Source organism: candidate division KSB1 bacterium (assembly GCA_034521575.1).
In the GTDB taxonomy this organism is placed as follows: Bacteria; Zhuqueibacterota; Zhuqueibacteria; order Residuimicrobiales; family Krinioviventaceae; genus JAXHMJ01.
Map to the genome: position 1 here is coordinate 348,226 of JAXHMJ010000005.1, position 25,119 is coordinate 373,344.

Annotated in this window: 17 protein-coding genes and 1 riboswitch; of the genes, 4 read left to right on the top strand and 13 right to left on the bottom strand. The window is 49.8% G+C overall.

Annotated elements, in window-relative coordinates; genetic code table 11:
• Positions 1 to 13: 13 nt before the first annotated feature.
• The 4 genes from dapB to tnpA all read right to left on the bottom strand — a co-directional run bounded on the left by dapB (position 14) and on the right by tnpA (position 4,906).
• Entirely contained in the window at positions 14 to 736 is a 723-nt protein-coding gene (gene dapB / locus U5R06_14300; protein MDZ7723938.1) for a 4-hydroxy-tetrahydrodipicolinate reductase, read from the bottom strand.
• A gap of 10 nt (positions 737 to 746) precedes the next feature.
• A complete protein-coding gene (lysC, locus tag U5R06_14305) occupies positions 747 to 2,099 on the bottom strand; it encodes a lysine-sensitive aspartokinase 3 (GenBank protein MDZ7723939.1) in 1,353 nt (450 codons plus the stop codon).
• Positions 2,096 to 3,121 carry a M20/M25/M40 family metallo-hydrolase gene (locus U5R06_14310; GenBank protein ID MDZ7723940.1) on the bottom strand — a complete coding sequence of 342 codons (1,026 nt, stop codon included), beginning with the start codon at positions 3,119 to 3,121 and terminating at the stop codon, positions 2,096 to 2,098. The genes lysC and U5R06_14310 overlap by 4 nt, the downstream gene beginning before the upstream one ends.
• A gap of 47 nt (positions 3,122 to 3,168) precedes the next feature.
• A riboswitch (Lysine riboswitch) is annotated at positions 3,169 to 3,308 on the bottom strand.
• Positions 3,309 to 4,453: 1,145 nt separating this feature from the next.
• A complete protein-coding gene (gene tnpA, locus U5R06_14315) occupies positions 4,454 to 4,906 on the bottom strand; it encodes an IS200/IS605 family transposase (protein MDZ7723941.1) in 453 nt (150 codons plus the stop codon).
• Positions 4,907 to 6,556: 1,650 nt separating this feature from the next.
• Between tnpA and rfaE1 the strand changes: the two genes are divergently transcribed.
• From rfaE1 to U5R06_14335, 4 genes are all read left to right on the top strand, one after another.
• The gene (rfaE1, locus tag U5R06_14320) at positions 6,557 to 7,537 is read left to right on the top strand and encodes a D-glycero-beta-D-manno-heptose-7-phosphate kinase (protein MDZ7723942.1); all 981 of its coding nucleotides are present in this window, start codon (positions 6,557 to 6,559) and stop codon (positions 7,535 to 7,537) included.
• Positions 7,530 to 8,057, top strand: coding sequence for an HAD family hydrolase (locus U5R06_14325; protein ID MDZ7723943.1), 528 nt, complete (start codon positions 7,530 to 7,532; stop codon positions 8,055 to 8,057). Before rfaE1 ends, U5R06_14325 begins: the two co-directional genes overlap by 8 nt.
• Positions 8,058 to 8,170: 113 nt before the next feature.
• Positions 8,171 to 9,472 (top strand): multiheme c-type cytochrome, encoded by a 1,302-nt coding sequence (locus U5R06_14330; protein ID MDZ7723944.1) that lies wholly within the window; start codon positions 8,171 to 8,173, stop codon positions 9,470 to 9,472.
• Positions 9,473 to 9,491: 19 nt separating this feature from the next.
• Complete coding sequence (locus U5R06_14335; protein ID MDZ7723945.1) at positions 9,492 to 10,715, top strand: hypothetical protein; 1,224 nt, start codon at positions 9,492 to 9,494, stop codon at positions 10,713 to 10,715.
• 225 nt (positions 10,716 to 10,940) lie between these two features.
• Here U5R06_14335 and U5R06_14340 read toward each other — a convergent pair whose 3' ends face one another.
• From U5R06_14340 to U5R06_14380, 9 genes are all read right to left on the bottom strand, one after another.
• On the bottom strand, positions 10,941 to 12,170 hold the full coding sequence (locus U5R06_14340; protein ID MDZ7723946.1) for a hypothetical protein: 1,230 nt from the start codon (positions 12,168 to 12,170) through the stop codon (positions 10,941 to 10,943).
• Positions 12,171 to 12,185: 15 nt separating this feature from the next.
• Positions 12,186 to 13,172, bottom strand: a complete 987-nt coding sequence (locus tag U5R06_14345) for a PorV/PorQ family protein (protein MDZ7723947.1) — start codon at positions 13,170 to 13,172, stop codon at positions 12,186 to 12,188.
• Between the two features lie 13 nt (positions 13,173 to 13,185).
• Positions 13,186 to 15,900 (bottom strand): TonB-dependent receptor, encoded by a 2,715-nt coding sequence (locus U5R06_14350; GenBank protein ID MDZ7723948.1) that lies wholly within the window; start codon positions 15,898 to 15,900, stop codon positions 13,186 to 13,188.
• Between the two features lie 3 nt (positions 15,901 to 15,903).
• A complete protein-coding gene (locus U5R06_14355) occupies positions 15,904 to 17,400 on the bottom strand; it encodes a hypothetical protein (GenBank protein MDZ7723949.1) in 1,497 nt (498 codons plus the stop codon).
• Positions 17,401 to 17,448: 48 nt separating this feature from the next.
• Positions 17,449 to 20,133, bottom strand: coding sequence for a T9SS type A sorting domain-containing protein (locus U5R06_14360; protein ID MDZ7723950.1), 2,685 nt, complete (start codon positions 20,131 to 20,133; stop codon positions 17,449 to 17,451).
• Between the two features lie 32 nt (positions 20,134 to 20,165).
• Positions 20,166 to 22,412, bottom strand: coding sequence for a hypothetical protein (locus tag U5R06_14365; GenBank protein MDZ7723951.1), 2,247 nt, complete (start codon positions 22,410 to 22,412; stop codon positions 20,166 to 20,168).
• Between the two features lie 156 nt (positions 22,413 to 22,568).
• On the bottom strand, positions 22,569 to 23,003 hold the full coding sequence (locus U5R06_14370) for a 2-oxo acid dehydrogenase subunit E2 (protein MDZ7723952.1): 435 nt from the start codon (positions 23,001 to 23,003) through the stop codon (positions 22,569 to 22,571).
• Positions 23,004 to 23,095: 92 nt separating this feature from the next.
• Positions 23,096 to 23,863 carry a hypothetical protein gene (locus U5R06_14375; GenBank protein MDZ7723953.1) on the bottom strand — a complete coding sequence of 256 codons (768 nt, stop codon included), beginning with the start codon at positions 23,861 to 23,863 and terminating at the stop codon, positions 23,096 to 23,098.
• A 134-nt stretch (positions 23,864 to 23,997) separates the two neighbouring features.
• Positions 23,998 to 25,083: a hypothetical protein gene (locus tag U5R06_14380; protein ID MDZ7723954.1), complete on the bottom strand. Its 1,086-nt coding sequence runs from the start codon at positions 25,081 to 25,083 to the stop codon at positions 23,998 to 24,000.
• Positions 25,084 to 25,119: the final 36 nt, after the last annotated feature.

Consider the following 25,119-nt stretch of genomic DNA (forward strand, 5'->3'; position numbering starts at 1 on the left):
GTCTTTTCCTTTATTATTCCTGATTCATTTTCATAAAATCATCCATACTGTAAACACCGGATTTATCCACAAGCCATTCGGCGGCTTTGACCGCACCCAGGGCGAGTCCTTCGCGGCTGCGTGCGGTGTGTTTGATCTCGATGCTGTCAGGAGCGGAATCAAACCCGATCTGATGCGTGCCGGGTACGTTGCCAACGCGCGTCGATGTGACATGCAGCGTTTCGGGATCAATCGCACCGTGACTGGTTTCGGTCTTGATGTTCTTTTTCTGCGGCAGCTGGTCGAGCAGAATTTCAGCCAGCCGTATAGCGGTGCCGCTGGGACTGTCGGCTTTGCCGATGTGATGCCACTCGTGCAGATAAGCATCATAATCCGGCAGACCGGACATTAATCCGGACAGGCACTCGGTCAGCCGAAAAAACACATATACGCCGATGGAGAAATTCGGACTGTACAACAGAGTGAGATTTTTAATCTGTTTGATTTCCTCGAGCTGATCGTACCAGCCGGTGGTGCCTTCCACAATCGGTACGCCGAGTGCTGCGGCGGTTTTGCAGTTTTCCATCACCGCATCTGCGAGCGTAAAGCTGATGACAGTTTCCGCCCCCTTGAGATCGGATTCCCGGGTAAACGGTTTATCTATATCAAACACAGCAGCGATCTCGTGACCGCGCTGTACAGCCTGGCGTTCCACTTCGTGGCCCATGCGACCGTACCCTAATATGGCTATTTTCATAAGGCTCCTTTTATTTTGAAAAAAACTGTTCATGCAGTCGATTGATGACCCGGGGCAGCTCCGCATCTTCAATGACAAAACTCAGATTAATATCAGATCCGCCGAGGGATATCGCATAAATCTTGGTGTGTTCCAAATGTCCCAGGATCTGCGCTGCCAGGCCAGGTGTGCCTTTTAATGATTCGCCGACACAGCAGACAACGGCTTTTTCGGTTTCGATTTCGACCGCGGCAAAGGCCTCGAGTTCGCGAACAATGTCTTTGAGGTGCCGGGTATCATCGATGGTGATGGACACAGACACCTCGGACGTGGCCACCAAATCCACGGCGGTGCGGTATTTCTGAAACACACCGAACAGCGACGCCATAAAACCGTGCGACATGAGCATGCGCGACGAGATCACCGTAATCACAGTCAGATTTTCTTTGTAGGCAATGGACTTGACGCGGCCGTCTTCTTCGCCCCGGTCTTCGCCTGTGTTGGAAATGATGGTGCCTTTAAATTCGGGATTCATGGAATTGAGAATAATCACGCGGATATTGTCCTCGACCGCCGGCAGCAGGGTTGACGGATGGATCACCTTGGCGCCGAAATAGGCCAGCTCGGCCGCTTCCTGAAAGGTCATATGCCGGATGCGCTGCGCCGAGGGCACCAGGGACGGATCCGCGGACAGCACGCCGTCCACATCCGACCAAATCTCGACTGTGTGCGCGCCGAGCATACTGGCAAACAGAGTCGCCGAGTAATCCGAGCCGCCGCGTCCGAGTGTGGTGGTGCGACCGGCCGTATCGCTGCCTACAAAGCCCTGCAGCACCGGCACATGTTTTTCGGCTGCGGGTTTCAAATTCTTCTGCACGCGTACCCGGGATTCCTGCATCAGCGGACGCGCCGAGCCGAATTCCGAATCCGTGATCATCAGTTGGCGGGAGTCGTGCATCTGACTGTCGATGCCGTTGCGCTGCAGGACGGCCGCAAGAATGTTGGACGAAAGAAACTCTCCGATGCTGACCAGTGAATCGTACAATTCATCCGAGTATTCACCGGCCTGTTCCAGCATCTGAACAGCGCTTTCCAGCATATTGGCGCCGCTTTCAAATGCAGAAAGCAGTACGGGTTCGGACAGACTCAGGTCCTGGATCAATTTTTGATGTGTATCGAGAAACAGATTCTTGAGTCGATCGATCTCTGTATGATTTCCGGAACAGGCGGCGCGTGTAAGCTCGACCAGTTTATCCGTTAAACCGCCAACAGCAGACACCACCACGACGGGTTTTTGATCCAGACGCGATTTAATGATATCCGCGACCCGCTTGATGGCGTCGGCGCTGCCGACGGAGGTGCCGCCAAACTTCATAACGATCATGTTTGTATCCTTTTTAATAGTTGCTTGACTATTTTCTCTAACAGAGTGACGCCTGTTTCCAGATCCTCGACGGTAATATGTTCATCTTGCCGGTGCGCCGTGGTGATCGAGCCCGGGCCGAACAGCAGAATTTTTCCCAGAGGTCTGAGATATCCGGCATCGGTTCCAAATCCCACCACCGTGGTATCGAATCCGGGCAGTGCGATCAGGGTCTGCGGCTCGGATGCGCTGAGAATCTCGATTTCTATGGAATCGGGGACGTGGTCAATCAGCTGGTTTTTAATATCCTGTATGGACGTGGTCACCCGAAAAATCGCCATAGCGGTCGCCTGCGGTGCCAGAATATTGGCGCCGGTACCGCCGTTGATCTTGCCGATATTCACGAATGTCTGTCCCAGCACTGGGTCCCGGCCCCATTGCCGTGTCAGCCAGGGGTGCAGAAAACGCACAAGATCATGAATCGCCGAGCGCCCCTGATCCGGCATGGACGAATGTCCGCCAGTGCCTGCAGCAGTGATCCGGCAGACCAGCACGCCTTTTTGTCCGGTGGCCAATTTATTGTCCGTGGGCTCACCGACAATAATATAATCGGGTGAAACAGGAAGCGTCGCAGCCGCTTTGGCGCCGGCGGATATATTTTCCTCATCCACTACAAACAACAAACCGATATTGTTGATTCCCGCCTGTTTCAGGCGTCTGGCAGCAGTCAGCATGACCGTGATCTGGCCTTTGGCGTCACAGCAGCCGCGTCCCCACAGGGTGGCGCCGTCGCGTTTGAACGGGATGACCGGAGACACCGTATCCATATGGGTACAGAATAAAATTGAAGGATCATGCTTTGTTGTTGCGAGGATGTTGAAACGGTCGCTATCGACAGGCTGACGGGTAACGGTGAAACCGAATTCCTGTAACCGATCCGCTAAAAATTCACCGACCTGTCTTTCCTGACCGGAGGGTGATGCCATGTTGACCAGCTGTTCCAGAAAATGTATCATTCGTACCCGAATGTAATCAGCCTGCAAAATCGCCGTAAATCATCTCGAACGATGGAGGCAAACCAATGGTCGATTGACGAAATAGCGCTCCACGGATCGTTTCCGCGACAGTCCGGCAGTTGTTCACTGTCGGCCCAGCAGTACCCCTCGCACCGCTTCGGCCCGGTTCCCTTTCCCGTACGGTACTTTTGAACCAGGCGCCTCTATTTCAGAATAGAATATAGGAATTTTCAGAATTTATTTCAAGGATAAAGTCAAAGTCAGAAAGCCTGAATATCAAAAGCACGGCGCAGCAGTTTATATTCCCCCTCGCCACCTGATGTCGCCCCTTCAGGGCTAAAAAAACATATCCCCGATTCCCGGGGCGTTGCCCCGGGCTGGCCTACATCGCCCCGTTGGGGCTGGGATTAAGCCGCCAGGGTTGTAAAAATGAAGGAGATCAATCCGACTGCCCAGGCGTTTTTCGCATGTCCCCATCCTTTGCTCGTTCCCGCACAATACCAGCCCTGAAAGGGCGGTATACAAAAGCCCCGGGCAGCGCCCGGGGATCAATCAAAAACACCAAACCCAAGCCCTGAAGGGGCGACATCAGGCGCAGTGAACGACAAAACCCGTACATCACCCCCCGATAGATGAACAACAAGCGCCTAGTGTTCACAAAACCCCACCCCATGACCTCACCGCACATCACCAGCCCTGAAAGGGCGGTATACAAAAGCCCCGGGTAGCGCCCGGGGATCAATCAAAAACACCAAACCCAAGCCCTGAAGGGGCGGCATCAGGCGCAGTGAACGACAAAACCCTTACATCACCCCCGATAGATGAACAACAAGCGCCTAATGTTCACAAAACCCCATCCCATGACCTCACCGCACATCACCAGCCCTGAAAGGGCGGCATACAAAAGCCCCGGGCAGCGCCCGGGGGATCAATCAAAAACGCCAAACCCAAGCCCTGAAGGGGCGGCATCAGGCGCAGTGAACGACAAAACCCTTACATCACCCCCGATAGATGAACAACAAGCGCCTAGTGTTCACAAAACCCCATCCCATGACCTCACCGCACATCACCAGCCCTGAAAGGGCGGTATACAAAAGCCCCGGGCAGCGCCCGGGGGATCAATCACAAACACCAAACCCAAGCCCTGAAGGGGCGGCATCAGGCGCAGTGAACGACAAACCCCACATACATCACCCCCCGATAGATGAACAACAAGCGCCTAGTGTTCACAAAACCCCATCCCATAACCTCACCGCACATCACCAGCCCTGAAGGGGCGGCATCAGGCGCAGTGAACACAAAATCAACCCGATGAGCAAAGACTTTTTCTCACAGAAATTACAGTGCAAAATTAAGCTGCTAATCCCACACATATCTCTCATCATAATCAATATTGTATTTTTTCAAAAGATTGATGTATTCAGCCTGGTAACTGGCTTTACGGTGATGAATTTTCTGATTTGAAATATAGTTTTTAACCAAATCAATATGAGATCGACCAATGGAAAAAGCACCATAACCGTTTTGCCAATAAAACCCCAGATAACCACGCCCCTTGCTTTTAATCCATTTTGATGAGGATCTTTTAACCATACCAACCACCTCACTCATCGAATGTTTTCGCGACAAATAAAACAAATTATGGATGTGATTCCAATGGCCATTGATTGCTAAAAGTGGAGAATCACATTCTCGAAATACTTTGGCCATATAGGGATAAAGCTCAAGTTCAATATCAGGATCAATCAGGGTTTTTTGATTTTTTGTACTAAATACAAGATGAATGTATACTTTGGATAGACTTTGTGGCATATTTCTCCCTCCTGTTATTTGAGAACCCCTTTTTATTGAATTATCAATATAACAAATTATCAACAATTCCCCAAATAATAATCGCAGATACGCGAATATCATCTTTCATTTCAAAAACACCTTTAAATTCCTATCACTGGTTAATCAGGGTTACAAGATTCCAAAGGCTGGTTGATGTCGCCCCTTCAGGGCTAAAAAAACATATCCCCGATTCCCGGGGCGTTGCCCCGGGCTGGCCTACATCGCCCCGTTGGGGGTTCGAATGGTGCCGCGGGGGTGATACATCGAGATTTATCTAATCTAGCAGCCCAGTATTTAACCCCACCCCATGCCTCATCCCACTGGCAACCGCATATCATCCTTTCAGTCCTGAAAAGGCGTATAAAAACACCAACGCCTTCGAATCCTAAACCTGCGCATGCCATACCCCTTTCGCCACCTGATGGCGCCCCTTCAGGGCTAAAAAAAACATATCCCCGATTCCCGGGGCGTTGCCCCGGGCTGGCCTACATCGCCCCGTTGGGGCTGGGATTAAGCCGCCAGGGTTGTAAAAATGAAGGGGGATCAATCCGACTGCCCAGGCGTTTTTCGCATGTCCCCATCCTTTGCTCGTTCCCGCACAATACCAGCCCTGAAAGGGCGGCATACAAAAGCCCCGGGTAGCGCCCGGGGGATCAATCAAAAACGCAAAACCCAAGCCCTGAAGGGGCGACATCAGGCGCAGTGAACGACAAACCCCACATACATCACCCCCCCGATAGATGAACAACAAGCGCCTAGTGTTCACAAACCCCCATCCCATGACCTCACCGCACATCACCAGCCCTGAAGGGGCGGCATACAAAAGCCCCGGGCAGCGCCCGGGGGATCAATCAAAAACGCCAAACCCAAGCCCTGAAGGGGCGACATCAGGCGCAGTGAACGACAAACCCCATACATCACCCCCGATAGATGAACAACAAGCGCCTAGTGTTCACAAAACCCCATCCCATGACCTCACCGCACATCACCAGCCCTGAAAGGGCGGTATACAAAAGCCCCGGGTAGCGCCCGGGGGATCAATCAAAAACACCAAACCCAAGCCCGGAAGGGGCGGCATCAGGCGCAGTGAACGACAAACCCCACATACATCACCCCCGATAGATGAACAACAAGCGCCTGAGGTGTTCACAAACCCCCACCCCATGACCTCACCGCACAACACCAGCCCTGAAAGGGCGGTATACAAAAGCCCCGGGCAGCGCCCGGGGGATCAATCAAAAACGCCAAACCCAAGCCCGGAAGGGGCGGCATCAGGCGCACTGAACGACCAAACCCCACATACATCACCCCCGATAGATGAACAACAAGCGCCTAGTGTTCACAAAACCCCATCCCATAACCTCACCGCACATCACCAGCCCTGAAAGGGCGGCATACAAAAGCCCCGGGCAGCGCCCGGGGATCAATCAAAAACACCAAACCCAAGCCCTGAAGGGGCGGCATCAGGCGCAGTGACCCCATTACACAAATCCGGTAAATAAAAACGCCGGGCGCGCTCATGCGATTTAAGAAAATATCACATAAAAACACTTGGATTTCTGCATAAAATTCCTAAATTCTTGCAGTTACACAACCTGACTCCTCATTCATTAAACAGGATACTTTTTCATGCAGGTTATCCATTCGCTGATCAAAAGAATGCAAAAACAGCATATTCTTGTTCTGGGCGATGTCATGCTGGACCAGTTTATATACGGTCATGTCAATCGCATCTCACCGGAAGCGCCGGTCCCGGTGGTGCATGTGCACCGTGAAGCCGCATACCCCGGCGGTGCTGCCAACGTAGCGCGCAACCTGTCGGAATTCGGGATTTCCGCCACGATCAGCGGCCTGATCGGCAATGACGCCAACGGGGGGACCCTGCAGAGCGTCTTGAGCGGCAGTGGAATCTCCATTAACGGTCTGCATCAAATCGAGAATTTTCAAACCATCGTAAAAACACGCATCATTGCCCGGCATCAGCAGGTGGTTCGCGTGGACCGGGAACAAAAGCACCAACTGAATCCTGACGTTATCAGAACCTTTGACAAATCACTTGAGCAGCTGATCGCCTCGATCGATGCGGTCATCATTGAAGATTACGGCAAGGGATTCATTGTCCAGAACCTGGTGGAACGGGTGCTGCATCACGCCAAAAAGCACAGTAAAATCGTTACCGTGGATCCAAATCCCAACAATCCATTGAAATGGAAAGGCGCCACGCTGATCAAACCCAACCGCAACGAGGCTTTGCACTGCGCCGGTGTGCCTGTCGATCAGCCGTTCATCGAATGGGAACAGGTCGGCAAAACACTGCGCAAAAAATGGCAGGTGGATGAAACCCTGATCACGCTGGGAGAAGAAGGCCTGATATATGCCAATGCCACAGACCCGGTTTATCATTCAGCCACCAAGGCCAAGGATGTCTATGACGTCTCCGGGGCCGGGGATACGGTCATTGCATTTTTCACAGCCGCATGCGCTGCCGGCATTGCGCGCACCCAGGCGGCCGAACTCGCCAATCATGCCGCAGGCGTGGTGGTCGGCAAAGTCGGAACCGCCACGGTGACCCCGGAAGAATTAATCGAGAGCTTTAACTCGCATGAATAAAGCTGTATTTTTCGACAGGGACGATACAATTATTGAAAACGTCCCGTATAACGGTGATCCGGCCCGGGTCAACCTGCTGCCGGGCGCACGCCGGGCGCTGCAGCGCTGCCGGGACGCCGGATTCCTGTTGTTTATTGTTTCCAATCAATCCGGGGTAGGCCGCGGATACATCAGCAAAGATCAGGTGCATGCGGTCAACCGGGAAATGATCCGGCAGCTGGGAGAACATTTTTTCAAAGACATTTACATGTGCTATGACGATCCTACCGTACAGCAAAACGGCTGCCGAAAACCCTCCCCCGCCCTGATCGAACAGGCGGCGGCCGATTATGACATTGATCTCACCCGGTCATTTATGGTGGGAGATGCGGACTCGGACATCCAGGCCGGACAACGCGCCGGCTGCCGGACCGTCAGACTGGTGCAGGCATTCAGCCTTTCTTCATCCGACTCGGCGCCCTCTTCCTTTACGGCTTCCAGCCTGATCCAGACGGTTGACTGGATACTGGAACAGTCCTGACATTTATTATCTTGACTTTGTGCTTATAAACTGTTATTATATGTTGTATCAATTATTTACCAATATGCGGGGTCAAGATGTTAAAAACACCATTATTTATGCTGCTCCTGTGTATGTCCGTTTTCGCACAGGACATACCGGCTGGTAAAGACGCCCTGGGCACCCGATCCTACAGTGATTTTGAAAAACCTGAAACCTGTTACAGCTGTCACACGGATATTTACATGCAGTGGCGGCAGGCCATGATGTCTCAGGCCTACACACACCACTGGGACGAAATCGAATATTTCGATCTGGCGGTGGCGCACGCTGAAAAAGTACCCGAGTTAAAAGAGGCTGTTGACGGCTGCAACGGCTGTCATACTCCCATGGCCTATCTGGCCGGAGATGTCACACCCCCGCGGCCTTCGGAAGGCTCGCGTGCCAACGAAAGTGTGAACTGCGATGTGTGCCACACCATTGTCGGATTTAAAGGCGATGTGCCCTTTAATTTCAGTTACCAGTCCGATCCCGGACGTGTCAAATACGGCAGCAAACCCGGACAGGAATCACCGCACCACGAGACCCAGGAAATGTCCCTGTACGGCACCACAGAATACTGCGGCAATTGCCACAATGAAAAAAGTCCGTTCGGCGTATGGGTAAAATCCACACAGCTTGAGTGGAAAGAAGGCCCGTATGGTCAGGACAACGTACCGTGCCAGCAATGCCACATGCCCAAAGCCAGAGGCCGCAGCGCCAAGATGGCCCAGGAAAGCATGGTGGCTCAGCATTTGTTTCACGGGGCGCATTCACCCGGCAAAGTATACGGTTCTATCGAATTGAGAATGCACCCGGAACGACGGGAACTGATGTACGATGAAGCAGTGGTGCTCAAGGTACAGCTGTTTAACGGCAAAGCCGGACATAAAATCCCCACGGGTTCTGTAGAAGACCGCATCATGTGGCTGCATGTGACCGCCACGGATTCAAAAGGCAAGACTTACCACCTGCCGGTTGATGAAAAAGGGTTTGAGGGTGAAGAATACACGATTGCCGCGGATGTACTCGCCTATCAGGATATGGGCGTGCCGCTCGGTAAACCGGATTTCAAAGGCGTACAGCGGGACGGGGTTCCCATCGGCGACCGCATTTTCCGTATGCCGTATTTTGATCCACAGGGACGCATGACCATCATGCAGTGGAACACCGATTCGCTCGGTGTCGATTACCGTATCGGTCCACGCGAGACCAAGATCGAAACCTACACCTGGCTGCTGCCGCGGGATATCCCGCTGGGCAAGATAACATTCAACGCCAGGCTGAATTATCAGAAACTGGTCAAACCGGTGGCGGATTTTCTGAATGTTCCCGCTGATGAGAGTGAAATGATGACCATCAATACCACGACCACGTGGGTAGAAATTTATGATTAGATAAACAAAGGGAGTAACCATGCGACATTTTACATCTATTACTCTGTGGATTGTAGTTGTCCTGATATTATTATCGGCCAGCATTGATGTCCAGGCCGTACCGGCCTTTGCACGCAAATACCGTTTATCCTGCAACACCTGTCATAATCCGTTTCCGCGCTTAAAACCCTACGGGGATGACTTTGCCGGAGCCGGATTTATCCTGCAAGAAGAAGAAAGTGAACGCGATTATGTGACGGCCGGCGACAGTCTGCTGTGGCTGAACCGTGATTTTCCCCTCGCGGCGCGCGTTGATGCCTACGGTGTCTATGACCAGGAACATGACGTGGAAACCGATCTGCAGACCCCGTTCGGCGTCAAACTGATGTCCGGCGGCACCCTGTACAAAAGCATCGGCTATTATTTCTATTTCTACATGTCGGAGCGCGGCGAGGTGGCCGGAATTGAAGACGCCTATATCCACTTTGACAATGTACTCAAAACCAATCTGGATGTGATGGTGGGACAGTTCCAGACCTCGGACCCGTTGATGAAACGCGAATTGCGTCTGACCTATGAAGATTATATGATCTATACCAACAAAGTCGGGCTTTCCCGCACCGATCTCACTTATGACCGCGGTGTCATGTTGGCATACAGCGTTGAACAGACCGGCACGGACCTGATCGGTATGATCGTCAACGGAAACGGCAAGGTGGAGGCCGGAGAGGATCACAAATTTGACATTGATTCCAATAAAAACATCGGACTCCGGATCAATCAGGGTATCGGCGAGATCGGATCGCTGGGATTTTTCTACTACCAGGGGGCTGAACGCGGCTCATCCATCGGACAATGGGTTGAAAACAAAGTCACTTTTATGGGACCCGATATGACCCTGAGCGTCGGACCGCTGGATTTTACCGGACAATATCTGCTGCGCAAGGACAGCGCACCCACTTATAATCTGTACAATATCAGCGATATCGAAACAAGCGGTATTGTCGCCGAGCTCATCTATGCGCCGCGTCTGGACCGGTCGCGCTGGTATTTCACCGCTTTGTATAACAAAGTAGACTCGAATCTGGATAATTTGGATCCAATGGTCCTCAACGATGCAGCCATACACACGCTGGGCTATGAAACCGCCTCACTGAGCGCAACCTGGCTGTTTGCACGCAATCTCCGGCTCATCGGGGAATACCGTTATGATTTGCATAACGAAAAACATCGATTTATCCTCGGATGTGTGAGCGGATTTTAGCCAACTCCACAATAAACGGTTTAAAAGCCGGGTCGATCACCCGGCTTTTTTTTATGTACAAACAATCGAATATGCTGATCATTTAATCGTACGAAATATTTGGATTTTTAATATTGGATTCGCATCTCGTCAGGTCTTTAGAATCCTGGCGGCAAGGTTCCCCTAATCATTTCGGGGTTTAATTTCCAGCCCCACATCGTCCATGTTGTATATCGTAAAAGTCTCTCAGGGATTCTCATCCACATCCGGCAGATCTTCTTCAGATACGGAATATTGAAAGCGCCGTATTCGGTCTTTGCCGCTTTCCAGCACATAAATAATATTTTCAGCAGCCATAATACCACGCGCATCGGTAAAACGGGCAGTGGCCAGACCTTTTTCGCCCAGATCCGCCAAGGCGCCGGACTTTTCAAATTTGAAAACCTGTTTCTGCTCTGCATCGACCACAAAGATATTATTATCATCGTCCAGGGCCAGATCGTATGGCGATTTAAATCGGCCCAAATCCATAATTTCATCCTGATAGAGCACAAATTCAGATGCAAAAGTTCCGGCGAGCAGTTTCTGAACGCGAAAGTTACCGCCCAGTTGTGTAAAATACAGATTGCCCAGATCATCCACTATGCATCCCTGCGGATCAAAAGCCGTACCCGCACCGGATCCGGCTGTCACCACTTTATTCACCAAGACTCCTGCATACTGCATGACAATATTACCGAATTGGTTGCGGAATGCCGCTTTGGGGATCAATCCGATTTGCAGAATTTTATCTTTAGTTGATTCGGTTGCATAGACCAACCCTGATCCAAAGCTTCCGGCCGCCACATCATTGATCTGCGCCTGACTCTGTTCATCGGCAAAAAAGGGATACATCCGGCGGGCATTTTCAATCGCCTGATCGTCTTTTTTAAAGACATATCTCCGAATTTGAGGCAGCTGAGCATCGCTGTGCACAGCCAGATCGATATAGGCGTCCAGAGTCATCTCATATGCACTGTCCTGTTGACTGTCATAAACAACCACATCACGGGCGATTGAATCCAGTTGAGCATAATTCAAATACTGGTTCCAGCACCATATTTGGTTGGTTCCGTTTGTGATCAGAACATTCAGTTTGCTGTCCACGCACACGCCCTGGGGGTGCGGCACTTCATCCAGCCCGTCCAGGCCGTCACGCTGCAGCAGTGCTCCGGCTTTGGTCATCACAACGATATTGTCATTTCCCTCATCAGCGACAAAAATCAATCCGTCCGGCCCCATGCTGATATCGACGGGATGATTGAAAGAATAGCCCAGCGCTGAAGCATCCCATACCGGAAAGAGCTCGACATAGCTGGTATCATTGGCGCCAAATGAAGCAGAATCGCCGGCAGGCGCGGGCAGGGGCATTTTATCATATTCACAGGCCACAAATACGGCACAGGCCATCAATAAATATTTGACTTTACGAAACAAATCTCGAATCCTTGCTTATAATTCAAATCTAAAGGTGAATTGCTGTGTGGAACTCAAATATGTATAATCCGCGTAGGAATAATCGATTTTGGCGGTTTTGCCGAAAACCGTAACACGAAATCCGGCCCCGAACGTCCAGTTATTGGAATCGGAATTGCTCAAATAGCCGGATCGAAGATTAAAATGCTCAAACGCCTGATATTCGACGCCGATCACATAATTTTCAGCGTCATCCATCGGATGGTCCATCTGGAACGAGCCGGTAAATGTATGCTCACCCACTGAATAGACATCCATCGCCACACCCAGACTGAAAATGGTCGGCGGTGAAAAGGCTTCATAACTCGACTCGCTGGTTCCGATTTTTTCACGGCGTTCATAAGAACCTGCCGGACGCAAATCGTTACCGAAATTCCGCATACAGGCGGCCAGTCGCAATGTTTTATAGCCTGTCCAGTAATAGGTGCCAAAGTCGAATAATATACCGTCCATAACCAGATCGTCCAGTTGTTCTCGCACATATTTTCCACTAATCCCGAAAGAAAAGCGGTCAGTCATGCGAATGGATACGCCAAGTCCGGTCATCATATCATAATAGCTGAAATATTCGCCATTGCCGTAAGGATGATACTCTGTGGTGACGGGCATATCAGCGAGGTGCAGATAACCGACAAACGCACCCAGTGCAATATTCGAGTTCACCTGATGCACATAACCCAAATATTCTGAATCCACATCCAAAAGCCAGTCTGTATGCGAAACCATAATCTCGTTGCTGTTCACCTGTACCAATCCGGCAGGATTCCAGTAAAGAGAAGACGCATCATTGGACATGGCGACAAACGCACCTCCCATGGATACGGCCCGGGCGCCCACACCGATTTTCAAATAGGTCATAGCAGACGTGCCGGCGCGCTGTTCGCCGAGTTCGGGGAGTAAACTCTGCCCGAAAACAGGACAGACGATGATAAATAAAAGTAATACAGATAATTTTCTTTGCATAATACCAATTCCGTTAAAAACGTATACCAATTCCGGTTAACACACGACGCGGCCAGTTGTAGCGGGCCGGATTATCGGGCGGCAGATCGAACGGGTCATCATACCATGTTTTGGGGATGATATCGCCGGGTTCATAAGGCCTTCCGGTAGCCGGATTGATGATTCGCGGGATTTTTGCATTGAATACGTTTTGTGCTTCGATAAAGAAAGACAATGCCGTACCGGCAAAATCAAAATTTTTGTAAAATTTAATATCTGTGCGCATCCAGGGATCCGAAATACTGCCGTATCTGTCTTTTTCGTAAATATGGTTTTCCACATCCACTAATTGCGTATAGCGTTTCCCGGATTCAACTTCCCAGCGCAGGGATATGCCCCAATTTGCCGGAACAGGAATTCCGAACAATCGCACATTTGAACCTTTGGGCATATCAAAGTAAAGGTCTGTTGAGAAACGATACGGGCGGTCCCAGCTCAAACGGCTTTCCCGCAGCGGTTTCTCCGAAACCTTGCCGGCGGCAACCAGCAGATTGGTGTTTGGCGTTGAACTTTTGCCCGTGGCCACAGCATAGGTGAAATCAATATTACCGCTCAGGTATTTCGAATAGCGGCGTCTAAACCGCAGTTCCACACCGCGTGAACGAGCGTAATCCATGTTCACGTACATGAGAAAACTGATATTGCCGTATCTGGGACTGAATTTACTGATACGGGTCGACGTCGGATAATCAAACATATCCTTGTAATAGGCTTTGATCTCTATGGTCTGATTGGCATTAAACCTGTGTTTGAGCCCGAGTTCATAAGCAACCGTGGTTGTAGGGTCCAGATTGGGATTGCCGAACAACTGGTAGGTTGCTTCAGACGTTGATTTCAGTTTTGCATAAACATATTGTCCCTTGGGCTTTTGGGAAAAATGTCCATAATACAGGTACAGCACATCGTTATCGGTAACCGGGTGTGATATACCCAGTCTGGGACTCAAATGACTCTTGCCGCGCATGCCAAAGAGTTCAAACGTCTCATTGTTGTACTTTTTCCGGGCTTGCTCTGTGATGATCACAGTTTCCGGGTCCCGGACCGCATTATCCACATATTCACCGGGGAACCAGTAATCATAGCGCAGTCCAATATTGACAATCATGCCCGAATAGGTAATGCGGTCCTGAATATAAAACGCACCGTCATTTGGATAAACACGGAAAAAATCATGGTTGCGTCCCAGTCCGGTTTCGCCATACCAGGGCGCGTTGATGTCAATGACCTGCATATCCGTATAGCGCGAGTGCAGTCCAAATTTGATTTGATGCCGGTCGTTGGGCTGGGTCGTGATATTGGCTTTCAGCTGATAATTATCACTAAAATAATCATACCAGTTTTCCGCATCGCCGGTATCCCAGAATCCGTCTCCGTATCGGGTCTGGATATTACCGCGGCTGTCCGGTGTATAGGTAATCGGCTGGAGATCGAGGTGCTGATCATAGTCGCTCCAGTGTTTATTCCGAACCGCAGAATGCAGGCTGGTATAAAAACGGGAAAACATGACCTTGTAATATGTCTTCGAAGACAATGTATGCGTCCACTGCAGAGTAGCCAGATTGGCTTCCTTGGTAAAGGTATTATAATGATCGAGGTTCTGCTGAAATTCATAAGGATAACCGCGGTTACCGCTGATATGCGGCATAAAATACCCCTGATTGATGTTCAGAGAACGATCATAGGACATCACAAATTTCATACCGGGTTTGATATACCAGCTCAACTTGCCGAGCAAATGCCAGTCATTTTCTTCCCGTGGTGCAAACTGCTTAAAATCCGGGTTAGACGGATACAGTTTATCAGCCTGAGGCAAGTAAGAATCTCTGATGCGGCCATAGCCGCTGACAAAGAAGGACAGATCACCGGGCAGGTCCAAACCGATGTTCTCCAGAGCTCCGGTGATGGGTTCCGGTCCGCCGAGATTGAACTGCAGTCCATCTGTGTTATAGCTCTCCCACAAACCGGAGACGACATTATCGGATTTATAAGACAACCCGCCGGTATAGGTATCGGTACCCTCTTTGGTCTCAATATCAATAATGCCGGACATGGCCTGTCCGTATTCTGCATTATAGCCGCCGGTGATCACTTTGAGTTCCTTGATCGAGGCAGCATTGACATACAGGGTGTTGGAATAGCCGGAAAGCGGGTCCTTGATAGACTGACCATCAATAATATACATACTCTCATCAGCCCGGCCACCGCGGATGTGTATTTTATTGTCCTGCATCACCACACCCAGCTGGTCTTTAACCAGATCCTCAACGTTTTCCACGACCTTTTGTTCGATTTCCTGAGACGAAAGTCGCTGCTGAGAAGCGGTCACATCCGTTTCCAGCAGAGGCTTTTCACCGACAACCTGTACATCCTGTCCCAGAGCCAGAACCGTGGGCTGGAGCGCAAAATTTACCTCTATTTTTTCCGACAGCCTGACCCGCACTCCGGTTTTGAGCTGTACGGTATACCCCATCATGGAGGCCTTGATATCATAATCGCCGGGAGTCAATCCCGTAATTTTATATCGGCCGTCGGCGCCGGTGGCTGCGCCCTTGTAGGTGCCGGGGACTAGAACATTGACGCCCGGCAGTGATTCTCCAGTTTCCTTGTCTGTAATATGTCCGGTAATGGTGGTGGTTTGCGACCATAACGTACCGGCCAGAAACAATGCAACTAAAAATTTAAAATTCATTGATCAGGGTCCAAATTCTTCAAAAAGTATATATCTCATCACGTCAACGACGTTATCTCTTCCATAGCAAAAATGAAAAGGCAGGGAAAAATAAATACAGGCTCCCTCTCCCACTCTATAGCGCAGTCCCACAGCAGGAGCGCCACTGTAGGGCACTTGCATGGTGGTTGTCGAATCATGTTGCATTCGATAAATAACATCAGACTGCGAACCGGGGATCAGGGCTGACACCCGATTGCCCAGCAATTGGCCCAGTTCCAGATCATAGAGTGAATCACTGGCTGTTTCAAAACTTGCATTTACGCGGACACCGGAAAACAGGCGGCCGCCCGGGTTGAGTCGATAAACCGAATCAATATCTGTAAACGTCCAGGTGGTGTCCGGACGCTCTTCATTGCCGTTGCTGATAAATATATGACCGCCGTTTTTCACAAAACGGGTAATACTCAGACCGGCATCAGTGAGATTGGGACGTCCGAGATGCGAAAACCAGATCACCTTGTCAAAATAGCCCAGATTGGCCTGTATATCAATCGAGGAATACGGCAGGGTATTCTGCGCATTGATAGACGGGGAGCCGACACTGCCGATTTCCCAGATCGAATATCCTTCCGGCGAAACCAGTTGATCCAGAATATCGGTGTACCAGGTTTCAATTTCACGTTTGGTTTGATCCTGTGCATAATCGTTGACCAGCAGAATATCGCCTTTGGGTTCCTTGACCTGCCAGCGATTGGGTACATTGGGATCAGTCGGGTCCGGAAAACTCACTGCATCGCTGGTGGCGCCGGATATATCCACAGCACGTACGAAAAAACGATGTTCTCCAGGAGAAATATCCCGCAGCGTTATCTGGTTGACGCTGCCGTCCAGCCGCTGCCATTCGCTGGTGTCATCGAGGGCATACTCGATATGCGTGATCGTTTCACGGCCGTCCGGATCCTGGGCATCCCAGATAAATGTGCGTGTGGGAAACGTATAACTGGTGACATTTGCATTGCCGCGCACCTGGGGATTGCTGTTGAGAGCAAACATGATCGTAGGCGGCGAATTGAATACCGGAAAGCGTAGTGTAACCGGTTCCGGGTCTTCAAGCCCCTGATCATCCACGGCCCAGACTGAAAAGGAAAACTCGTCATAATCTGTACGGATCGGCACGTAAAATGTATCAGATTCCTGGGTAGTATATGTGGGTTCAGGATCAAAATCCCATTGATAAAAATAACCCATTACCTGACCATCGGGATCGTCGCCCCACCAATGCAGAACCTGCTTGCTGGGGGTGGTATCCAGTCCGGTGGTATAAAAGTCGGACACAATATCTCCATTGTCCAGCGTATCATACACAGTCGACTGCTGCTGATCGACCATGAGGAACAAATGTGTATCCGGCGGATGATTTCCCACAGGCTCAGAAACACGCTTATCGCCAAAGGGATCATCCAGGCTGCAGGACATCAGGAACGCAACCATCAAAATAATCAAACTTGTTTTTTTCATAGAAAAAATCACCGGGATGTCCGGCACAGGACATCCCGGCTAACTGTTTTATTTAATCATCATCATTTTTTTATGTGAGACAAAATCACCGGCTTTGATCCGGTAAATATAGACACCGGAACCCACACGGTTGCCGGTTTTATCCGTACCGTCCCAATTCAACACATGACGTCCCGAAGAAAATTCGGTATTGGTCAGTGTCTTGACGTGACGGCCGAGCACATTGTAAACAGCAACCTGTACACGTTCGGATTGGGGAATTTCAAAATAGATTTTAGTTTCCGGATTGAACGGATTGGGAAAGTTCTGATCAAGCTTGTAGGACAACGGCGTGGCCTGCACGTCAGACTCAACTCCCACTTCAATTCCGCCCAGATCCTGGAAACCGCGGATTTCAATTTTGTACGTGCCAAAGCTGTAAATAAAGGGACCCTGTACGTACGTGAACTGGTCGCCTATACGTAGAGTATCCGTACCGCCGACCACCAGGTATTCATCATCTGTGTTGAAATAAAAGAAGGGATTTTCATCCTGATCTGCTCCGGCCCAGCCGTCCGCATCGATCAGGCATTCACCCGTACCGTCATCAACCGAAATATCATAACCGTTGAATGATGTAATAACCGGATTTTCGACCCTGACCAGACTTCCTTCATAGGCTTCTGCATTGGATTCTTCTTCATTGCCCAAAACGCCCGTGGTCACCACTTCAGGTGCAGGAACCGTTGCACCGTCTCCCAGCACATCAAAGCTGTCGACCAGAACAACTGTATTATTGCCCCATTTGAACAGCCAGTCCGGGTTATAATCGGAGACCTTGCCGTATACCTTGATTTCATATCCCGGGAACAAAGCGGTAAAATCGCCAAACAGGAAAATACCATTCCAGGGACCGGAGGCATCCTGCATGGCATAGGCTTCAAACTTGTTATAAAATGTAGTATCTACCGTAACAACACCGCTGAGTTCAACATTATAGCCGTGAAACGGGCTGTCACCCTGCGGCCACGGTGTGGTTTGAACATCACTAATGCTCAATGCACCGTCTTTAACCACATATGCATAATGGGTTTGTGTGGTGTCAACCGGATCAACCGTGGTCTGCCCCTCTTCATCTTCAGCCTTGACAAAATAACTGACCAAAACATCGTTGGTGGCAATACCGGGGATTGCACCGGTAAAGGTACCGTCATCGTTATCGGACATTTCCACGCTGCTGTATTCGCCGTCGTCGATTTTGTAGTTCAGGCTTACGGATGCCAGATTCAGGTTGGTTTCAACTTTGGTGGTCACATTAACCGGAGTATAGGTGCCCACATAGGCGGCATCCCGCCGCGTGTTGCTGACAGTCGGGGGGCCTGCACTCCAGACCATATCACTCAGGTACAGAGGTTCAAGTTTGTAGGTAGAAGAGTCGGCGTAACTGCCAAAGTGATGATAAACCCAGCCGCGGATCTTTTCGGCAATGGTTCCGATCGGCGGACGCGGTTTACCATTACCGTCATCGGGAAAATAAGCCGACTGCAGACTATCGGAATCGGCATCCACAATCACCTCACCGGTGCCGTCATCCACTTTAAAGAGTTCATTATAGCTGTTCTGGTGAGTGGTAATTTGCGCCTGGTTCACCTGAACCATCACATTTCCCCACTGTTCAGCCGAGGTGGGCCAGCGCAAATCACCGGTTTTGATCGAATCCGGTTCCGGCAGATCATTGCCGATCGACAGCACATTGATGGTGCTGATATTAAAGATTTCGGTCATCTGCGATTCACCGCTCTGATATTCTTCAATATAGCCGGTCATTTCGATTTCATCCCCTTCCAGCAGAATGGGGACTGCAGTTGAATCTTCTGCATAGGAAAGAATAGCTGACCAGGGACCGCCTTCTGGTTCGCTCACGATAAATTTGATGCCGTCACCTGCGTAACTGAGCCCTGCAGGCATGGTAACAATACCGTGTACCGAAACCGTGTCTGTACTTAAATAACTGGAATCCGATGCCTGGTCCTGAGGCGCTTTCAAAAGATCGCTGTAGCGAACCTGCTGAATGCGCTGAATTCGGGTATAAGAACCATCTTCCACAACATCGAGCGCCAGCCGCGGCTGGATTTTAGTATCGCCAAAGCTGTATTCCAGGACGCCGGTAATGGATTTTGCAGAGGTGTATTCAGCCGGATCAAAATAATAATCAGCTGCATCGTCCACAACACAGGGGCCGGAACCATCATCGACTTGATACTCGCCGTATCCCAAATCCGGATTGGTGATATCGACATCCCGAACCTGCACCAGACAGCCTTCACAGGCTTCGGCAAGTGATCCGCCGGTCCCGACTTCCTGAGTGGTCACCACAGCGGGCTGGATCTCGAGGGATTGCAAAGTATCGACATTAAACTCTGTGACATCGGATATTTGAGTACATCCATAATATTCTGATACTGTACCGGTCAGTGTCACCCAGTCGCCTTGAGCTGCTTCGTTGCGGTCATAAACTTTAATACCGTTCCAGGGGCCGGACGAGTCAGCCACAAAATAAAAGCTGCCGCCAAACGCATATCCTTCCGCGGTCACAACACCGGAAATAGTTACGGTTTCTCCGGACAGTGGGGAATCTCCGGATGCATCTTCGGTATATTGGATATCCTTAATTGGGGTAACCTGGGCCCAGGCAGTACCTATTAAGCATAACATCAATATCCCGGCTGTTAGTACTTTTATCAATTTTTTCAAAACAAGTCTCCTTTTTTAGTGAACAATTTCATTTATTTAATAATGGCAAACTTTCCGGTCTTTATCTCTCCGGTATCGAGATCTTTAACGCTGAAAAAATACAATCCTGTCGCCACAGCCTGGTCATATTTTGATATCAAATCCCAGGCATGCATCCCGCCGGCCAGGATTGTTTCATTGCTTCCGATTCGCTCCGACATTAACCGCACGTCATCGCCGTGATATGTCTCGCCGTTGTGCTGGATTTCATCCACCAGATCCCCGGCCAGTGTATAAATACGAATCGCAGAACGCGCCGGCAAGTTGATAAACCAGAGCATACGTTCCCGGTCTCCGGTTCCGTCCCAGGCCGCCTGAGCCCGGTACGGATTCGGGAACACAGAAACCGGCAGATCTTTTTCAGGTGTATTCGCGGGCGTGCCGGGAATTACATAAACTCTGTTCTCCAGGATTGAACTCTCCAGTCCCGGTAATCCGGTTTTGGGATTGCCTTTGTCATAAGCCGTAACCGCATACCAATATTCACCGGGCCATCCGGTGCGCAGATTGCGGTTGGTAAATTTATAGTCATAATGTTGGCCGTCTATTACAGTATCCACCTTGATTTTTTCAAATCCCGTATCATAGCCCTGATCATCAACCTTATCAAACTGTGCCAAAAGCGTGGCGTTCTCTGCACTTTCTGTTTTGGGGGCGCTGTAAATGCGGTATCCTTCAAAATCTTTCTGCCGTGTGATGGGATCTTCATATTCTTCGCTGGTGGTATCCCAGAACAGATTCACCTCTCCGTCCCCCGGGGCCGCGTACAGAATTGGCGAAGGGGGCGGACTGGGCAGAATATAACGGTCGATTGCCTGGTTATTCGCCTCTATGCCGCGCAGGGGATTGCGGAACACATCTTCCTCAACATCCAGATGTCCATCCTCGTCACCAAACACCTCTTCGCCCGGATCCCATTGGCCGTTGCCGTTGGTATCTAGATCAGCCCGGTAGTCATCTTCCCCTTCATCCAAAACGCCGTTATTGTTTTGATCTTCATTGGGATCCAGCTTGCCGTCTCCATCCACATCTTCACCATTATAGGCAAGCTGTGCCCAATCGGAGTTCAGCCGCAGTTTCATACGCCGTTCGGGGGTATCCGATTGATCATTGTTTTCCCAGAGTCCGCACACAATCGCATAGACAACCGTGACCGAATCACCGGGAGCCAGATCGTCCAGGGGTCCGGCATTAATGACCAGCATCCAGCTGTCCGCATCTCCCGGATCGGTAGGAACCCCGCCCGCAGATACTGTATTAAAATATTTGCCGATATGGCGGCCCTGCATAACCTGATAACGCTGTTCATCATTGGTGGGCATCACATAATCCGGGAATCTTGTGTTCGCATCCCCCAGCCATCTCCATTGATCATAAGTTACAGTTATATCTGCATCAAAATTTGATGTTCCCAGATAACGGATTCCCAGATAGGATTCAGAAAATCCTTCATCGCCGTCCACGTCATACTGATACGCCATATCATAATCAATATCAAAGCCGTTTAAATTGTCATACCAGCTCCATCCCCCTCCGGGTTCGTAGATACTGGTATAATTCATATTGCCGATCGAGGCATCCACCCACAGGCCGGCGTACACATCCTCAATTGGAAATCTGGATACATTTTTAATCGTATAATTCAAAATAACAAAGGCTTCCGTATAGGGATAATTCCAGGCATAGGATTCCAGATGAACCTCGAGACCGAGCGGTTCGTGATTGGGAATTTCAAAATCGGTTCCGGGAACAGAGGTGTTGACATCAGTGAATTCACATATATAATCCTGGTGTGAAATCGCAGAGGGATCATAATAGCGAGAGGTGACCAATGAAGAACGCACTTTGATCGTATCTCCTTCACTTGCCGTATTGGTAAATTCAAACCCCTCTTCCCCGGACTCAAACACGCCGTCGACAATGGCAGTGGAAACATGCACACCGCCATCACTGCTGCCGCGGCCGCCGACCCACAATCCACCGAAGGAAAGATGTTCGATCTGTTCACGGATATTGTCCGTATAAAGTTTGTACATACAGGAAGGCTGATCGGGATTGTTATATCCTTCTCCGATCACACCGTAATTGGTAATGGTTAAACCCAGATTCCCGGCATCGTGATAATGCCAGTAATCATCAATTTGAACTTTTCCAAGTCTACGGGGTTGTGAACCAGCAACAACAAAAGAAAACAAGAGGAGTAAAACAACGAACGGGCGAGACATGTTTTTACGAATCATTCACAAATCCTTAAAACCAAACGCAATTCAATAGAGGATATAGTAAAAAAAAAGATGATCTTTAGATATAGAGGATAAATAAAGTGAGGATAAAAAGCAAGAAAAAGATTAAAATAAAGGGCCAATATTGCATTTTTTTTATCGGGTTACGGAATTCTATTGACCCTTTTCAATTCTACGTATCAGATGTTTAACAAATCGTGCCATGGGCGCACCGTCAATTACATCATGATCAATCAGCAGGGTCATGTGCAGTATATCCCGGATCATCACGCCATCTTTCACGACTGCCGGTTTCCGGACAACCGATCCAATCCCGAAAGAGAGCGGATGCACAGAGGAATGAATGAACCAGCCCTTGATCCGCCCCATCATCCCCACTGATGTGACGGACACATTCCCCATATTGCGGTATGCCGTTTTGGGATGTTTGAGGAAATATTTCCAGATCCAGCGCCTGATAAAGCCGGGCAGGCGGTAATATAACTGTTCTTTGAATCCCGACGAGCGCTGTAGAACAATATCGCGTTCGGTGAGAGTCTGTTGTTGAGCGGCGCGTATCTCGGCAGTGATCTTTGATCTGGGTCGCACCCAGCAGCGGCGTCAAAACAATGCCGACCCCCCAACCACCGCGAGTACAGCGCTCATTCCGAGTTTTTGTTGCGTTTTCATAAAAGTTTCTCCTATCTTAAAAAAGCGGAACGCACACCAAAATCCACATTGTCTTTCAGCCATTCAAAAAATCGAGTTTGTTCTTCAATCGGTTGATTGGGAACAAAAATTGTTTCATCGTTCCAGGATGTCATTACTTTGGCATCCTGGGTCCACATCTTCACCCGCCGGCGCGAAACCAGAGTCTGCCATTTTTTAGCGGTCGCGGCGTCCGTGTACAGCAACCTCACCGTGATGCTGCGAGCCAGCTTTTCCAGCGGGCTTAAATCGATGCTTTCATAGTCAGCCGCCTGTGAAGATTCAACATCCGGCACGCCGTCGCTCAGCATAACGATAGAAATAGGGCGCAGCAGCAGATTGCGATTGCGTACGGTTGTCGCCACTTGTTCAAAAAAAGCGTTGTAATCCGTATACGGATTGATTCCTTCTTTGGGAAATATTTCTTTTAGCTGTGTACGGATTTCCTCGATGCTTTTGTTTTCGAATGTCTGAATCGGGAAAAACGTTTTAGGTTCTCCCTCCCGGGCACCGCCGATGGCCCCGACAAACAGCACATTGGGTTCTTTTAGGTCATCGAGTGCATGCAGATGGCAGTAAATATAATAAGACAAAAAATTCAGAGCATCATCAAAATAGTCTCCCTTTACAAAGGAGCCGCTGATGTCGACACCGACAAACATGGAGAGCCGCGGTTGCGGTTCTGCATCGGTCTCAAACCAGCCGCAGCTGATTGCAAAAACAGCAAACAGCAGCATCATCAACAAGGGTTTGCGTATCATACCAGTCTCCTTTTACTCTTCCTGTTCTGCGGGTTCAACAACGGTGACCTTGTCAATCAATGTACTAGAAGGCTGTATATCGGACAAGGTTTCAAACGGGATATCGAACAAATGTTTAGCCGTGAACAGAAAAATTAAAAAGTTGATAGCAGCTCCCACAATCTGCAGCGGCGGAATAGCAAAGGTACTGAGCAGGTATTCACCGCGCTGCTGCATCCAGTCGGTTTCATCGTGCAGACTTGAGAAAATGCCGGTGTGCTGTTGAATATACTTTTGGGTTCTTCCTTTTGTGTCTGCTGTTCCAGACCGCGGCCCTGAATGATCTGCAGGAGGGTTGGCGTTCCATAGGAGGCAAACAGGAACCAGGACAAACTGCGGACACTGAACCAGACAAAACAGGAAACAGCCAGTGTTCCCCAGATCCCCAGAGAAAAATCCGGCGAATACTGGGCAAACCAGGGAATCAACGATGCGACGAATTCACGGTAAAAGAATATCACTTCTACAAAAAGCACAACAATTTCAATCATTCCGATGCCGATGAGCGAAGAGACGTTTTTCTTTTTCGTCTGTTCCATAAACGTAGACAGAACGGCATAGCTTCCCAGCACGATAAAAAACAAAAAGATAAACAGCGGAATACGGATCGCATTTTCCGCCAGCATGCTACCGGTGATATTGGAAAAGGCGTCAATCACCAACGGCGTCATCACATAGGTAAAAATCGTGGCTTCGATGATACACCAGAACAGCGTCAGGGTAACCGCGATCCAGGGCACAGAGGACCCGACCACACCGCGTCCGATTGTGGACAACAGCCGAAATGGCAGCAGCACCAGATCTTTAATGATGGACCAGAGCCCAACCACAATCACCTTGAGCAGAGCAATCAGCGAGTAAACAAAACTGAACAAAAAGCGCAAAATACCGCCCCAAAATGTCACGATCGCCTTGCCCAGGTCCCACCAGGTTACCACCAATGCGACCACAAAGCGCTGCCGGTCATGGCGGAATATTACAGTGATAAATGCGGCAATCGTGATCCAGCAGGCGGCAATGAGCGCCAGCACCGGAAGCAGCAGAAACACACGTTTCAACAGCATGAGCACCATTGGGTCTGTCTGTCCCCAGCTGAATTGTACAAACTTTTGCTGAAAATAAACCGGGAAAAACAAAACAGACAAAAGGATGTGCAGTATGGAATTGGTTTGATTGATCATCTTTGTCTCCTTGTTGTTGCTGTATGGTTTTGCCTC

Coding starts and splice junctions, on each gene's coding strand:
- U5R06_14335 (MDZ7723945.1), top strand. CDS start 9,492: ATGCGACATTTTACATCTATTACTCTGTGGATTGTAGTTGTCCTGATA.
- U5R06_14330 (MDZ7723944.1), top strand. CDS start 8,171: ATGTCCGTTTTCGCACAGGACATACCGGCTGGTAAAGACGCCCTGGGC.
- U5R06_14355 (MDZ7723949.1), bottom strand. CDS start 17,400: ATGAAAAAAACAAGTTTGATTATTTTGATGGTTGCGTTCCTGATGTCC.
- U5R06_14375 (MDZ7723953.1), bottom strand. CDS start 23,863: ATGATACGCAAACCCTTGTTGATGATGCTGCTGTTTGCTGTTTTTGCA.
- lysC (MDZ7723939.1), bottom strand. CDS start 2,099: ATGATCGTTATGAAGTTTGGCGGCACCTCCGTCGGCAGCGCCGACGCC.
- U5R06_14365 (MDZ7723951.1), bottom strand. CDS start 22,412: ATGATTCGTAAAAACATGTCTCGCCCGTTCGTTGTTTTACTCCTCTTG.
- dapB (MDZ7723938.1), bottom strand. CDS start 736: ATGAAAATAGCCATATTAGGGTACGGTCGCATGGGCCACGAAGTGGAA.
- U5R06_14325 (MDZ7723943.1), top strand. CDS start 7,530: ATGAATAAAGCTGTATTTTTCGACAGGGACGATACAATTATTGAAAAC.
- U5R06_14345 (MDZ7723947.1), bottom strand. CDS start 13,172: ATGCAAAGAAAATTATCTGTATTACTTTTATTTATCATCGTCTGTCCT.
- U5R06_14380 (MDZ7723954.1), bottom strand. CDS start 25,083: ATGATCAATCAAACCAATTCCATACTGCACATCCTTTTGTCTGTTTTG.
- tnpA (MDZ7723941.1), bottom strand. CDS start 4,906: ATGCCACAAAGTCTATCCAAAGTATACATTCATCTTGTATTTAGTACA.
- rfaE1 (MDZ7723942.1), top strand. CDS start 6,557: ATGCAGGTTATCCATTCGCTGATCAAAAGAATGCAAAAACAGCATATT.
- U5R06_14350 (MDZ7723948.1), bottom strand. CDS start 15,900: ATGAATTTTAAATTTTTAGTTGCATTGTTTCTGGCCGGTACGTTATGG.